The sequence below is a fragment of the Amphritea atlantica genome, assembly GCF_018860855.1.
GTDB classification, from domain to species: Bacteria; Pseudomonadota; Gammaproteobacteria; order Pseudomonadales; family Balneatricaceae; genus Amphritea; species Amphritea atlantica_A.
Window position 1 is genome coordinate 212,801 of the sequence record NZ_JAHKQE010000009.1, and the last position, 13,536, is coordinate 226,336.

At 48.5% G+C, this 13,536-nt stretch carries 16 protein-coding genes and 1 pseudogene; 6 read left to right on the forward strand and 11 right to left on the reverse strand.

The window, feature by feature from the left end; all coding sequences use genetic code 11:
• Positions 1-50: 50 nt before the first annotated feature.
• Positions 51-923 (forward strand): carboxylate/amino acid/amine transporter, encoded by an 873-nt coding sequence (locus KO512_RS03770; RefSeq protein WP_215951002.1) that lies wholly within the window; start codon positions 51-53, stop codon positions 921-923.
• A 222-nt stretch (positions 924-1,145) separates the two neighbouring features.
• On the opposite strand, the gene KO512_RS03775 is transcribed toward KO512_RS03770, so the two are convergent.
• From KO512_RS03775 to KO512_RS03785, 3 genes are all read right to left on the reverse strand, one after another.
• A complete protein-coding gene (locus KO512_RS03775) occupies positions 1,146-1,883 on the reverse strand; it encodes a ZIP family metal transporter (protein ID WP_215951003.1) in 738 nt (245 codons plus the stop codon).
• Positions 1,884-1,893: 10 nt separating this feature from the next.
• Positions 1,894-2,355, reverse strand: a complete 462-nt coding sequence (locus KO512_RS03780) for a ferritin-like domain-containing protein (RefSeq protein WP_215951004.1) — start codon at positions 2,353-2,355, stop codon at positions 1,894-1,896.
• 234 nt (positions 2,356-2,589) lie between these two features.
• Positions 2,590-3,219 carry a DUF2238 domain-containing protein gene (locus KO512_RS03785; protein WP_215951005.1) on the reverse strand — a complete coding sequence of 210 codons (630 nt, stop codon included), beginning with the start codon at positions 3,217-3,219 and terminating at the stop codon, positions 2,590-2,592.
• A 128-nt stretch (positions 3,220-3,347) separates the two neighbouring features.
• On the opposite strand from KO512_RS03785, the gene KO512_RS20605 reads away from it, so the two are divergent.
• The 4 genes and pseudogenes from KO512_RS20605 to KO512_RS03795 all read left to right on the forward strand — a co-directional run bounded on the left by KO512_RS20605 (position 3,348) and on the right by KO512_RS03795 (position 4,694).
• Positions 3,348-3,509 carry an SDR family NAD(P)-dependent oxidoreductase gene (locus KO512_RS20605; protein WP_436792260.1) on the forward strand — a complete coding sequence of 54 codons (162 nt, stop codon included), beginning with the start codon at positions 3,348-3,350 and terminating at the stop codon, positions 3,507-3,509.
• A 26-nt stretch (positions 3,510-3,535) separates the two neighbouring features.
• A pseudogene (locus tag KO512_RS20610) lies at positions 3,536-3,859 on the forward strand (hypothetical protein); the annotation flags it as partial.
• Complete coding sequence (locus KO512_RS20615; protein ID WP_436792261.1) at positions 3,760-4,029, forward strand: SDR family oxidoreductase; 270 nt, start codon at positions 3,760-3,762, stop codon at positions 4,027-4,029. The pseudogene KO512_RS20610 and the gene KO512_RS20615, both read left to right, overlap by 100 nt.
• Entirely contained in the window at positions 4,026-4,694 is a 669-nt protein-coding gene (locus KO512_RS03795) for a cupin domain-containing protein (protein WP_215951006.1), read from the forward strand. Before KO512_RS20615 ends, KO512_RS03795 begins: the two co-directional genes overlap by 4 nt.
• Positions 4,695-4,888: 194 nt before the next feature.
• On the opposite strand, the gene KO512_RS03800 is transcribed toward KO512_RS03795, so the two are convergent.
• From KO512_RS03800 to hpaH, 7 genes are all read right to left on the reverse strand, one after another.
• A complete protein-coding gene (locus KO512_RS03800) occupies positions 4,889-5,104 on the reverse strand; it encodes a DUF6434 domain-containing protein (RefSeq protein ID WP_215951007.1) in 216 nt (71 codons plus the stop codon).
• Positions 5,105-5,374: 270 nt separating this feature from the next.
• On the reverse strand, positions 5,375-5,764 hold the full coding sequence (locus KO512_RS03805; RefSeq protein ID WP_215951008.1) for a 5-carboxymethyl-2-hydroxymuconate Delta-isomerase: 390 nt from the start codon (positions 5,762-5,764) through the stop codon (positions 5,375-5,377).
• Between the two features lie 143 nt (positions 5,765-5,907).
• Complete coding sequence (hpaE, locus tag KO512_RS03810; protein ID WP_215951009.1) at positions 5,908-7,428, reverse strand: 5-carboxymethyl-2-hydroxymuconate semialdehyde dehydrogenase; 1,521 nt, start codon at positions 7,426-7,428, stop codon at positions 5,908-5,910.
• 11 nt (positions 7,429-7,439) lie between these two features.
• Positions 7,440-8,225 carry a fumarylacetoacetate hydrolase family protein gene (locus KO512_RS03815; RefSeq protein ID WP_215951010.1) on the reverse strand — a complete coding sequence of 262 codons (786 nt, stop codon included), beginning with the start codon at positions 8,223-8,225 and terminating at the stop codon, positions 7,440-7,442.
• A gap of 14 nt (positions 8,226-8,239) precedes the next feature.
• A complete protein-coding gene (locus KO512_RS03820) occupies positions 8,240-8,881 on the reverse strand; it encodes a fumarylacetoacetate hydrolase family protein (RefSeq protein ID WP_215951011.1) in 642 nt (213 codons plus the stop codon).
• Between the two features lie 16 nt (positions 8,882-8,897).
• Entirely contained in the window at positions 8,898-9,716 is an 819-nt protein-coding gene (hpaI, locus tag KO512_RS03825; protein WP_215951012.1) for a 4-hydroxy-2-oxoheptanedioate aldolase, read from the reverse strand.
• A gap of 13 nt (positions 9,717-9,729) precedes the next feature.
• Complete coding sequence (hpaH, locus tag KO512_RS03830) at positions 9,730-10,533, reverse strand: 2-oxo-hept-4-ene-1,7-dioate hydratase (RefSeq protein WP_215951013.1); 804 nt, start codon at positions 10,531-10,533, stop codon at positions 9,730-9,732.
• A gap of 230 nt (positions 10,534-10,763) precedes the next feature.
• On the opposite strand from hpaH, the gene KO512_RS03835 reads away from it, so the two are divergent.
• Positions 10,764-12,014, forward strand: coding sequence for a hypothetical protein (locus KO512_RS03835; protein ID WP_252734786.1), 1,251 nt, complete (start codon positions 10,764-10,766; stop codon positions 12,012-12,014).
• Positions 12,015-12,021: 7 nt separating this feature from the next.
• On the opposite strand, the gene KO512_RS03840 is transcribed toward KO512_RS03835, so the two are convergent.
• On the reverse strand, positions 12,022-13,476 hold the full coding sequence (locus tag KO512_RS03840; protein WP_215951015.1) for a nickel-dependent hydrogenase large subunit: 1,455 nt from the start codon (positions 13,474-13,476) through the stop codon (positions 12,022-12,024).
• Positions 13,477-13,536: the final 60 nt, after the last annotated feature.

A 13,536-nucleotide genomic window follows, 5' to 3' on the forward strand; every position in this document is an offset into this window, starting at 1 on the left:
CGAGAAATCGGTAAACTGAGCGAAATTTTACTAATATGGAATTGATTCACATGCCAATGCTTATTGCCGTCACCGTTTTGTGGGCGTTCTCTTTTAGCTTGATCGGTGTTTATCTTGCGGGGCAAGTTGATGCTTGGTTTTCAGTCTTGATGCGTGTCGCGCTAGCCACACTGATTTTTTTACCATTTTTGAAACTACGGCAGATCGAGTTAAAAGTCGCGCTACAACTGATGGTGTGTGGAGCATTCCAACTGGGCATCATGTATGGCTTTTATTATCAGTCCTTTCTCTACCTGTCCGTCCCAGAAGTTTTACTCTTTACCGTCATGACACCTATCTATATCACCCTACTCAATGACCTATTAGATCGCCGCTTTAACCTTGGCTTCATCATCAGTGCCTTATTAGCCGTTATCGGGGCAGTCACCATTCGTTACCAAGGACTGGATGAAGGCTTCTTAAAGGGCTTATTAATAGTACAGGGGGCTAACGTATGCTTCGCAGCGGGACAAGTGGGCTATAAACGCATTATTGCGAAAGAGCGCCCAGACCTTCCACAACGTACCGTATTTGGTTGGTTCTTTATGGGTGCTCTAGCGGTGGTGATTCCTTGTTACCTGATACTTGGCAACCCAGATAAACTTCCAACAACCACACTTCAATGGTCTATTTTAACCTATCTAGGAATCGTCGCTTCCGGCCTAGGCTATTTTGCGTGGAACAAAGGCGCAACCTTGGTTAGCGTCGGAACACTGGCGGTTGCCAATAACCTACTCATTCCCGCCGGGATCTTAGTTAACGTCCTGTTCTGGAACCGCGATGCCGATATTCTACGTCTGACCATTGGCGGCGGAATTATTCTGTTGGCACTGGTGGTCAACGATAAATTCAACCAACGTATCCAGCGAGCAAAAGCAGCATAAACCGATTCTAGAGACCGATCACAAACATCAAGCAACACCGGCCAGCGCATCAATTCATGCGCTGGCCGACCCTACAAGAATTAAGCTAACACGATATAACTTAATCAGAATGACTAAGCGACTTTTACTGTTTCAGGCATAGGTTGCCCAGTCACATACGAACAGACGTCAAAGAAGCCGTTGGCAAGTGCCGCACTGAAGAGCAACAGGCTCTACTCGGGATCATGCGGACTTTGATAAAACAATGATAACCGCCACTAAAATACCGCCAGCTAAGGCAACAACGCTATATTTTTTGTGTTCCTCTTCTGCTTTTGGTAACAGATGCGTTGCCCCCACATAGATAAGAGCCCCCGCCGATAAGGCGAGTAGATCACCGAGTATAGTCTGATTAATACCACTGATAAGTGGATATGAAACCAGCATACCCAGAGGTGTAGTGAACGCGGCCGCAAACAAAGAAAGTATCATCGCTTTTCGATCACTGAACCCACCCCGCCTCAAAAGTAGATAAGTGATTATCCCTTCTGGAAACTCATGTAAAACCATCCCGGTCGTTGCCAGAAAGCCGGTAAAGACACTCACCGAAAAAGAGATCGAGTAAATAAACCCATCAATAAAGGAGTGAAAACCGATCCCCATCATAGGAACAATACCAATACCATATTGTTCTTTTTCAGGGTTTCGTTGACAGACAAAAGCGGTGAGATAACGGTTGAACAGATGCAATCCAAAATATCCAATCAGCAGATAAATTGCACTGTTAGGGTTCATAGATAAAGCTTTAGGAATAATATGAAGAAATGAGGCGGAGATCAGTACACCCGCGGCAAAGCACATAAAATAGGTGGTATTACGCTGCCCCCAATCAACATATTTACGTATGGTATAGATACCAACTGAGGTCACTACCGCCGCCAGCGAACTCGTGGCAAATGCCGTCCAAAATGTATTATCCATCTAAATACACCTATTTAAAGCACTGACCTCTTCGACGGCGTTGCCCTCGACCGTTTCCTTGTCCTTCCGATTCACCTCTCTCAACACAGCGCTGAAAGGCTGGCAGGTGATTCTCCTTTGATGCACGCTGCAATTGCTTTAAAACAGCTTGGACATCAGGATAATCGATTGTTGCAGCCAGCAGTCGCTCATACATCTCGGCGTTTTCAATTTCATCTTTAACACCCAAGGCGCATGCTTCAGGAATCGATGCGGGAGTTTCGATACGTGTTGCCCAGTCATCCTCTGGTACAGCAATATTGTATTTAGCAAACAACGGTAACAAAGCCTCAACATGCCGACCTCCAGCTTCGACAATATTACTGAATGGCCGTATTTCACCAAATTGATTAATGACGGCACGATATGTCGCACGCGCTTTATATTCATCATTAATCGCTTCTATCAATGCATTTTCCAACTCTTCTGACATCGTATCTACCCTTTGTCAAATCCATGTTAAATAACACTCAGCGCCACAGTAACCATCAGCCCTGCTGATTGAAATACAAACTATATTAGATTTTTAGAATATACCTATTGATGATAAAAACAAGTTCGATAAAACTTCCCAGTCAAGGACTGGCACAGTTCAATGACCATGTCATTAATCAGCGTATCGTCATTTAAAGCGATGCCTGCCCTTTTTGTAGCATGTTCATAATGATTATTGCCTGATCATGCGAGGCCGCCAGAAACAGTACGAAGCGGCAATCACCGCACCTATGCTCGCTAACAACATATCTTTTTGCGCATCCCAAGTGTCGCCTTGAATACCTAAATAGGATACGCCCAGATCACCACCAAAATAGACAGCCGCACCCCACTCCACAACTTCATACAGCATCGACGTAGACATCACCATGAGCACCGCCACAAAATAAGCCAGCCCACGTTTCACCTCGACAACCTTCATAACAACTTCTCGAATGGGGTAAACCAATAAGAAGCCATATAAAAAATACACCAGCCGATCAAACTGATTTCGCTGCCAATGCATTAAGTCATTTAAAGAACCGCCGGTGAGCGTAAACACCCATTGCTCATAGGGCACTTCGGCATAGGTGTAATGGGAGCCTAATGTATGTAGGGAAAGAAACAAAAAAATCAGCAGATAGGATGTTTTGCTCAATGGCATGCGTCGATAGGTGGCGATTAAACAGAGTAAGGTGATTCCGGTGAGGATATTTTCCAATACCCAGTCATCACGATACAGAGGATTTATCGCTAGCGCTGTCCAAATAACAGTAAACAGCAGCAACAAAAGGGTGACATAGCGTTGATTTGATAGAGTCATTGTTCTCTCTTAGTTCTCGAAACTGAAATAACTGCCGTTATGACCGTACTACCGCCCGTTTGTTTACACCCTATCGTCATTAATGATCCGCTTTGAACGGGGCTATTGGAAATAGTCACCTCAAAATCATGAACAATTCACCAATTGCACTGATCGTTGACGGCTCTAGCGGCATGGGCTTATCGACCGCCAAACAGCTCGTGGCACAAGGCATTAGCACTATCATACTCGGTAACAATAACGATAAACTAGACGCTGCCAAAAGCTTGCAACAGAGAATGCGAGGGTAGACACCCTTCAAGCCAACCTTTATGTACAACAGGATGTTGATACGGTTATCGCGTTCCTGAATACGCAACAGCGACATATTAAATACTTTGTGAATGCGGCGGGATATTTCAACCCTAAACCCTTTATGGATCACCAAGTCGATGACCATGACGCTTATGCCCTGATGAACCGATCAGCGTTTTTTATCAGCCAAGCAGTTGCACAGAACATGATCAAACACACCGGGGCTCTATCGTACATTTTGGGTCGATGTGGGCGAAGCAGGCCATTAAAGCAACACCCTCGTCGGCATACTCGATGGCTAAAGCAGGCCTGCACTCCCTCACTCAGCATATGGCGATGGAATTAGCAGAGCACAATATTCGCGGTAATGCGGTTTCACCGGCGGTTGTCAAAACGCCTATTGATGAAACCTTTATTGACCCTGCCGAGCTGGATGACCGGTGCTATTTGGGATGTGGATGGCGATGTCATCGCCGGCAGAAATTAAATCGGCAACTAAACAGGAGCTCTCTATGACGACTCGCATAAACGCTAAGTTTGAACAACGGGTTGTGATTCGACCTGATGATTATCAATGGGTCAAATCCCCAATGCCCGGTGTCGAGCGGATGATGTTAGACCGCATTGGTGATGAGGTGGCTCGCGCTACATCTATTGTCAGGTATGTACCATTTAGCGAGTTTTCAGCCCACCTTCATACGGGAGGAGAAGAGTTTTTTGTCTTAGACGGTGTTTTCGCCGATGAGCACCAAACCTATCCGCAAGGCAGCTATGTTCGCAATCCTATCGGCACATCCCATACACCCAAAATAGGCAAAGAAGGTGCGGTTATTTTTGTCAAACTGCACCAGTTCGAACAGGCTGATAATGTTCAGAAAGTGATTCTTACCACCACACAACCTTGGCGACAAGGGCTTGTCGATGGGCTCAGGGTCATGCCTTTACATGAATTTGAAGGTGAGCATGTTGCTTTAGTGAAGTGGGCGCCAAATACACAATTCAACAGCCATCAACATTGGGGAGGTGAAGAGATTTTCGTCTTAGAGGGGACCGTCCATGACGAGCACGGTGCTTATCCTAAAGGCTCTTGGTTACGAAGCCCACATCTGAGCCGTCATAACCCCTTTACCAAAGAAGATGGTGCGTTAATTTATGTCAAAACGGGCCATTTATTGCAATAACTCACTCTCCATCAAGATAGTGGATCAGCGGTAAGTGACGGAGCACATTATTCTCCTTAAACGATAAGCTTGGTATGACTAAGTGAGGTAAAACGCAGCGTTATTCCAGAGCCATCGGAGCACGGCCACAGGCTCAGCAACGGGGTTGAGTGCGCCAGATAGATGGCTAGTTTTGCGAATCCCAGCGCCGACACTCACTCTTTTTGATTTCGACGCTGCCACTCTAATGCAACCTCTCCCATCGTTTTCGGCTTGCCATCTTTTATCCAAGCCATAAAGGCACGGTTAAAGGTAAAACGAGCCCCGCACATGCTTTGCAAAAAGCGACGTACGTTTTGAGTATTTTTGTATGTTTTAGTGACCGGGGTTGCCGCCGTAATTTCATCGCGATGCCAATCAAAATCATTCATCAACAGACTCTCTTTTTAACGCCGCAGCCATAGGAACCCAAAGATATTGTCGCTACAACATTAGTTGAAACAATGAGCAAACCCAAGCGATTTAAACACAGCATTAACCCCAGCTAGAACCGATACCTACGATCCCTCGGATGTTTTTATTTGTTGAAAATGAATTAAGAAAACACAATAAATTACGGTTATTAAAAAGAAACTGCCGAAACATAACGTCCGGCAGATTGGCTTATGATACTTTCACGAGGATACTTTCACGAGGCCAGCTTAAGCCTTGTCAGCTAGTTTTTTATGGATATTGTTCATCCGATAGTTGCGCTCGGGGTGCAGCTCAATCATTTCAAAACCAACGCTCATCCAACGGCGATCAAAGATCGGTTTTAGGCTGGCGCTGAATGTTTCAAAGATGGTGTCTGAGGCCGCTTTAAGCACTTCAGGGCTGCGACCAGAACCGACTTTAGCGGTTAGATGTACAAAGGTGTTCTCGGGATCACCCTCGCCTACGCGGAAAAATTCACAGCGAACGGCACGGGTACGGATACCGCCGATAGGGAAGACGCCAGTGGCGATGGCGGTTTCGTTGAGCTTTTCAAATAGGGCTGGAATATCTAGATCATCGTCTAGATTAGCTGAGTATTCCATAATGAAATGTGGCATAACTAACTCCGATTAATGTGTCCGTTTTTACTTCACGCTAGGGTCAACATCACCCAGCATCGTGCTATCTAAAGACGGAAAAAGCTGGCAAAGAGATGCTCGATGCCAGCTGTCGATAGGTGATGCGTAAACTCGCTGCTTAATTAGCGACCGAGTACCGGCACCTTATGGGTGTCATGGGCGATACAGACGTTTTTGGTTTCCATATAGAAATCAAAGCTCCAATCACCACCGTCACGGCCGATACCGGACATTTTCATGCCACCAAATGGGGATGGCAGGTTACGGTTGTTTTCAGAGTTAACCCACAGCATACCCGCTTCAACCGCGTGAGCCATGCGCATTGCACGACCGGTATTGCTAGTCCAGATATAACCAGCCAGACCGTAAACGGTTTCGTTAGCCAGTTGAATCGCTTCTTCTTCGGTTTCGAATTCGATAGCGGTCAGCACTGGGCCAAAGATCTCTTCTTGAGCGATCCGCATGGTGTTTTTTGCATCGACAAACAGGGTTGGTGTCACGAAGTTACCAGGGCCCATCTCATCACGCAGTGATTTACCACCCACAGCAATCGTAGCGCCATCCTGCTTAGCGATCTCAAAGTAGCTGGTCACTTTATCGTAGTGACCGGTATGTACCAGCGGGCCAACTTCGGTTTCAGGGTCCAGTGGATGACCAACTTTAATATTGGCAACCCGTGCTTTCAGAGCCTCAAGGAACTTATCCTTGATGCCGCTTTGAATTAACAGGCGGCTAGAGCTAGTGCAACGCTGACCATTGAGGCTGTAGATCATGAATACAGTTGCATCAAGGGCCCGTTCAAAGTCTGCATCATCAAACACGATCACTGGGTTTTTACCACCCAGTTCAAGGTGTAAGCGCTTCAGCGTTTGTGCTGTTTGTGCCTGAATCATTTTACCGGTGGCAGAGTCACCGACCAACGCCACTGCTTTAATCGCAGGGTGTTCTGTCAACGCTTTACCGGCAACGGCACCAAAACCGTTAACCATGTTCCAAACACCTTTCGGTAAACCGGCGGCATCGGCACATTCCGCCAGAATGGAGGCGGTCAGCGGGCTCAGTTCAGCAGGCTTATGTACCACGGTACAACCGGATGCCAGTGCTGGCGCGATTTTCCAAGTAGACAGCATGAACGGCGTATTCCACGGCGTGATGACTGCAACAGGGCCGAGCGGGCTACGCACGGTGAAGTTGGTGTGTTCTGCTTGATGCAGCGACAGACCATTACGTGCTTCTGGTGCTTGGTCAGCAAAGAAACGGAAGTTAGCCGCACCACGAACCGCCGCCTGACGCATAAAGCGTAGCGCCTGACCACAGTCCATTGATTCAACCATGGCGATCTCTTCAGCGCGCTTTTCTAGCTCATCACCTAAACGATGCAGAATTTTACGACGCTCGGCACCCGGTGTTGCCGCCCAGCCAGCAGCAGCGGCAGCCGCTGCTTCACAGGCAGCATTCACATCTTCAACAGATGCGGCAGCGACTTTACCCAGATAGCTCTGATCAAACGGTGTGGTGTTGTCGAAGGTTTCACCGCTACCCAGCGTCCATTCACCGTTGATAAAATGACCTAGCGTGTTCTCTTTAAAACGTGCCAGATAGCCTTCAGCTTTGCCAATATTTTCTTGTAGTTGTGCACTCATCTATCTATACCTCAATACTTGTCGCCGTAGAACGCTTGCTCTGAAACGATGTTCGTTACCAAAGCCCCTACTTTCTCAATTTCACATACAACGGTATCGCCAGGCTGCATATCTTTCAGGCCTTTTGGCGTGCCAGTCGCAATCATATCCCCTGGTTTTAGGGTCATGATTTTACTTAAATATTCCACGAGGAAAGGCACATCAAAAATGATGTCGGCGGTGGTGCCCTCCTGAGTCAACTCACCATTTACATGGGTGGTCAGTTTCAGGTTGCTAATATCACCTACATCATCTTTGTCGATCAACCATGGGCCGATTGGGCAAAGTGAATCGCGGCTCTTAACTCGCAGGTTCGGACGGTAGTAGTTTTCCAAATAATCACGGATGGCGAAGTCGTTACACACGGTGTAACCGGCAATGTAATCCATCGCTTCTTCACGCGGGATATTTTTACCCTCTTTACCGATCACGGCCACCAGCTCACACTCATAGTGCTGGAACTTGATGTTGTCGGGACGGTAAGCGTTTTGTTTGTGACCGGTGAGCGTATTGGCCCCTTTCAGGAAGACCAGCGGCTCTTTCGGTGGCTCAAAGGCCAACTCAGCGGCGTGATCCGCATAGTTAAGACCCAAAGCAAAAATAGTGCCCGGCTCTTTGATCGGTGATAACCAAGTAACATCGGCTTCATTGATGAGCTGACCATCTGTTTTTGATTTCAACAGACCGGTTTCAGCAAAAGAGTCTTCAACCGTTACATCTAGCTCGGAGCCATTAAAAAGTACGCGTGCGTGTTTCATTTCGAATGATCCCCTTATTCGCCAAGTGTGTTGTTGAGTTCAGTGACACCGGCAATAACCGAACAAACCTTGTCACCTTTCGCTACCGGAGCACGTTGTCCTGGGAAGCCAACGGCGATCACATCGCCAGGTTGCAGCGTCATGATATAAGAGATGGTGCTGATCAGTTCAGCTACGCCACGTACCAACTGAGATACCGGTGTTTCATTAACCACAGTGCCATTCACCGACGTAACAACCGTTAGCGCTTGTGGATCAGCCACCGGAACAACCGCAGCACCGATCGGCGCAGAAGTGTCTAAACATTTACCTTTGATATCAGGGCGGTAATAGTTTTGCTCAACCAGCGAGAAGTCATGGACTAGGGTATAACCTTCAACATAGTCCAGTGCTTCTGCTTCGCTGACACGACAGCACTCTTTACCGAACACGACCGCCAGTGATGCACCAACGACCATGCTATCTGCACCGTCAGCCCACTCAACCACGGCTCCGTCGGTGCTCCACGTGTTGTGGGGTTTGAAATACAAGACCGGCTGTGTTGGCGCGCCTTTGTAAGGCGCATCTGCAAACTCAGCCTGCATCGCGTTGAACTGTTCAGAATCGTTCAGCGCAACACAGACCAATTTACCTTTAACGATTGGATTATTACTCATAACTCTCTACCTAAAATTAATATCCGCTGGACTGAGAAGACTCAGTCTGCCCTTGAGACGTTGAGTCACCGGCTTTAAAACTTTCAGCTAACTGTTTGGCTGCATTACTCAGCAGCAGGGTATCCACACCGACACCAACAAACTTAGCGCCCTTGGCAACATAGTGGTGTGCTTTAGCCTGATTAATACAGAGTAGACCGGCCGCTTTCCCTGCCGCATTGATGATCTCAAAACCCTTCTCAATAGCGGCCACAACCTCAGGATGATCCGGGTTGCCGATATGGCCCATTGAAGCTGACAGGTCAGATGGACCAATAAAGACCGCATCAACACCTTCGACAGCAGCGATTTCTGCCAAATTTTCCATCGCGGTGACCGTTTCGGCCTGTACCACAAGGCAGATCTCATCGTTGGCTTTCTGCAGATAGCCCGGAATACGATTCCAGTTAGCCGCACGGGCTAATGAGCTACCGAGGCCACGGATGCCTTGAGGTGGGTATTTAACCGCTTTAACCAGCTCACGGGCCTGTTCAGCGGTATCACACATCGGCACCAACACGGTTTGTGCGCCAATATCGAGAATCCGTTTTAACAGCGCCGTACGGCCCTCTTCAGGACGTACAATCGCAGGTACACCATAGGGCGCAATCGCCTGCAGATGGCGCATGGTTGAATCCAGTTCAAACGGCGCGTGTTCGCTATCGATCAGCAGCCAGTCAAACCCCGCACCGGCAACCAGCTCAGCACAGCTGGCATCGGGTAGCCCGAGCCACAGACCCCACATAGGCTGATCGCCTTTTAGGCCCTGCTTGAATTTATTAACAGGAAGTTCCATAACGTCCTCTTATTTATACGAATTTCACAGAGATACCGCCCAGTGGGCCGTAATCTGCATGAATAGTGTCACCCGCTTTTACTGAGACCGGACGGGTAAAGGAGCCTGCCAGTATTACCTGACCGGGTTCCAGCGCAACACCGTGAGGGGCAAAACGTTTACACACCCAGCAGATACCGTTTGCCGGATGACCCAGTACACCGGCCGCAATACCGGTTTCTTCAATCTGACCATTAAGATAGAGCAGCGCACCCGCCCAACGTAGATCGATATCCATCGGTTTAATCGGCCGACCACCTAAGACAATACCGGCATTCGCCGCGTTATCAGCAATAGTATCGTACACCTTACGGGTATAGCCGGTCTCAGGATCGGTACGGTGACAACGAGCGGCAATCAGTTCCAACGATGGGATTACATAATCGGTCGCATTCAACACATCAAAGATGGTGATATCGTCCCCTTCTAAACGGTCTTTCAAGACGAACGCCAGCTCCACTTCAATACGTGGATCGGGGAAATCAGACGCTTTAATCTCAGCACCATCGGCAAAGAACATATCATCCAGCAACACACCGTAGTCCGGCTGATTGATATTCACGGCCATCTGCATGGCACGTGATGTCAGACCGATCTTATACCCTTTAACCTTGGCACCCTTGGCGATCTTCTGATCGACCCAAGTCTTCTGTATGGCATAAGCGTCATCCATCGTCATATCAGGATATTCAAGTGTCAGTGCAGGAATCTGTGAACAGTCTTTCTCTGCCTGATAAAGCTTCTCGGCCGCTAGTTGTATCTGTTGTTCTGTTAGCATATCTAATTTCCATCTTAGCGTTGTCTTCTGCAATCTTCGTAGCAAAATACCAGCTTGCCCATGTACCTATTCAAAGGTAGCGATTACCCTATGCATAATAATATAATTAATATATTAACTAATTTCCAGTTTTTTTTCTTTATAGGTACGTAATGTCTCCCCATCACTTCGCACAATCATTAACCAAATACTGGCCCGGAGCCAGAATAGCCGGGCCACTCGTGTTGACGATGTGCCTGTTAACACTGCTGAATACAGTCTTGCCGCTAGGGTTAGCCGGTTTGGCAACTCTGCTCTGCTGGCTCTATATCGCCATTGAAATACCTCGATTGAAGCCTAAACAGCGTAAACAGATCCTCATTCTTTTCGGCATCGGTATCGCGGCAGCAGCGCTGGCTTGGAGCCAAGGCTCAGATATGTCACTGCAAACTTTATTGGGTGAGCATCTCAAACTGGCGATGCTGCTAACCTCAATAAGCTTCATTGGTATGGCGGGTCGAGTCGGTTGTAATGCGAGCAAACGGGGAATCCGTAGCTTTATCACCACCCTACTGGGAATGCATTTTTTCTCGTCGGTTGCCAACTTTTCATCGGTGATTATTGTTGGGGATCAGATTAAGCAGAAACAGGGGATCGATCAGCTGTCTCAATGGGTGCTCAGCCGGGGCTTCGGTATGGCAGTGCTCTGGTCACCGTTTCTGAGCCTCTTACCACTCGTGCTAGAACAGGTGCCCGGCGTTGACTTAACGCAAGTGTACCCTTTTTCCATTACCCTAGCGGTGATCGGTTTAAGCTTGAGTATCATCGAAGCGCGCGTTAGAGCCGCCACCGCATTACAGCGTTTTTCCGGATACCCTCTCAAGACAGAAACATTGGCACTGCCGGTAGTATTAATCACGCTGATTTTGTTGTTCAGTTGGCAGATGCCGCAACTGCCGATGGTCTTTCTAGTATCGCTACTGTCGATTATCGTACCGATTGCGTTGATGGCGGTGATGTCTAATGTCCGTTCCGCCAGCCGTAAGATCTCGCTGCATGTGAGCGAAAAACTATCGGAGAGCCGTGCAGAGATTAGCCTCTTTATGAGCGCAGGCGTGCTGGCCGCGGGGGTGAAAGCCTGTATTTCTGTGGGCCTGATTAGCCTACCTTTCACCCAAACCGACGCAGGCGTAGCGTCGCTGGTACTGGTGATGATTGTCGGCTTAGCCTATCTAGGTATTCATCAATTGGCGTTAGTGGCTATTTTTGCCGGCTTGCTGGCGGATATCACCGTGACGCCTAATTTGATGGCGATTGCCTATGTGCTCGGTACATCATTGGCGATGTCCGGCAGTACCTTTAGCGGCCTTAATTTTATTATGAAGTCCCGTTTTAATGCCAGCGACGGGGAGATTATCCGCAACCAACTACCCTACAACTTAACGATGCTGGTCGTCGGTTGCGGCATTATTCATCTGATGGCAGCGATGGGGATTCACTAAAGCATAGCTAGTGAACAGTGCACACCACACAGGGGTCAAATGAGCGCACAATATGCTGCACAGCGATCGGAGTTTCTTCGCCCTCCAATACCGCGGCCCCCTGCAGAGCCTGCTCTAACGCCCCCGGCGTGCCATGCTGATCCCGTGGGGAGAAATTCCATGTTGTGGGAGCGATGATCTGATAATTAGAAATTTTACCCTCACGAATGCTCAACCAGTGCCCCAAACTACCACGAGCGGCTTCGATCATGCCGACACCATCGGCATAGTCAGGCAAGGTACCATGCACACAGAAACGATCTAACGGGTCTATTTGTCGCGCCCACTGCTCCATCTGCGGTACCACAATCGCGAGTTCGAGCAGACGCCCAAGCATCCGGTTTTGTACATTGGCTCCGCTTCGGGCGGCTAAATCCATCATGAGTGGGTGCCCATTGCTTAGTTGGCGGGCCAACGCACCAGTCTCCATCACCTGCCCGGCAAGCCTAGGCGCTTTACACCAGCTATAACCCCGTTCATTGTCCAGTGAGGGCTGTGTCACCCCTAACTCAGGGTGTTGCGGCTGTTGCTGTCCTGACAGCCAAGCATGGGATATATCTTCGGTTATCTGCTGGCTATCCAGTGGTCGCCGTTGACCTTGGGCATCCACCACTCCGGGACGAAACAAGCGCTCGCCGTCCAGTAAATAATTCCCATAACTCATAAACTGATCGGTCGCACGACCCATCTGATCGAGTTGTAACTGCTGCGACAGATGCAGAAAGATCCGCAGATCAGAGCTTTTCCACTCTTTTTCCGAGGCCCATTGCTGCAGCTCGGACTCCGACTTGAGCTGACTAATAACCTCCAGTGAATCACCAAACAAACGACGCTCAAGAAAACGACGAAACCCAGCAAGAATTCCGAGCATCCCTAAGCGCTCATGCGCTTCTATCGATTTTGCGGTACCGCCGGGCTGAATGCTTAAACTGTGGGGCCACTTACCGGCCAATAATCCCATCAGGTGAAGGAACTCAGCCCTCGCAGGCAGCACATCCCGACAAGCATCACCTTTAACCGCTTGAAAGCGCGCCTGAACTTGATCATACCAAGGCTGAGTCGCATAGACAGACCGGGCAAAATCAGGCATGAAAAACAGATAGAAATGCGTGAGTAGATCGGCCATATTTTCATTGGCTAGAATCAGGTTAATGCAGCGCTCACCATTCAGAGGCATCCCCAACTGCATCGCATCCGCCAGAGCGTAAGCCGATGCGACCGACTGACTCACCGAACAGATACCGCAGATACGAGGGGTATAAACCAAGGCATCCATCGGTTTTTTACCCTGTAGAATCTGCTCGAATCCGCGATACATGGTGGAATTGACCTGTGCACTTTCCACTTGGCCGTTACTGATCTCCAAGGCAATTTCAAGATCACCCTCTACCCGATTAAACGGGCCAACTAAAATTCGACTCATATTCTCTTCTTATTATCGGTTACTGTCTGATCCTGACAACATGATGACGACACATCGAAC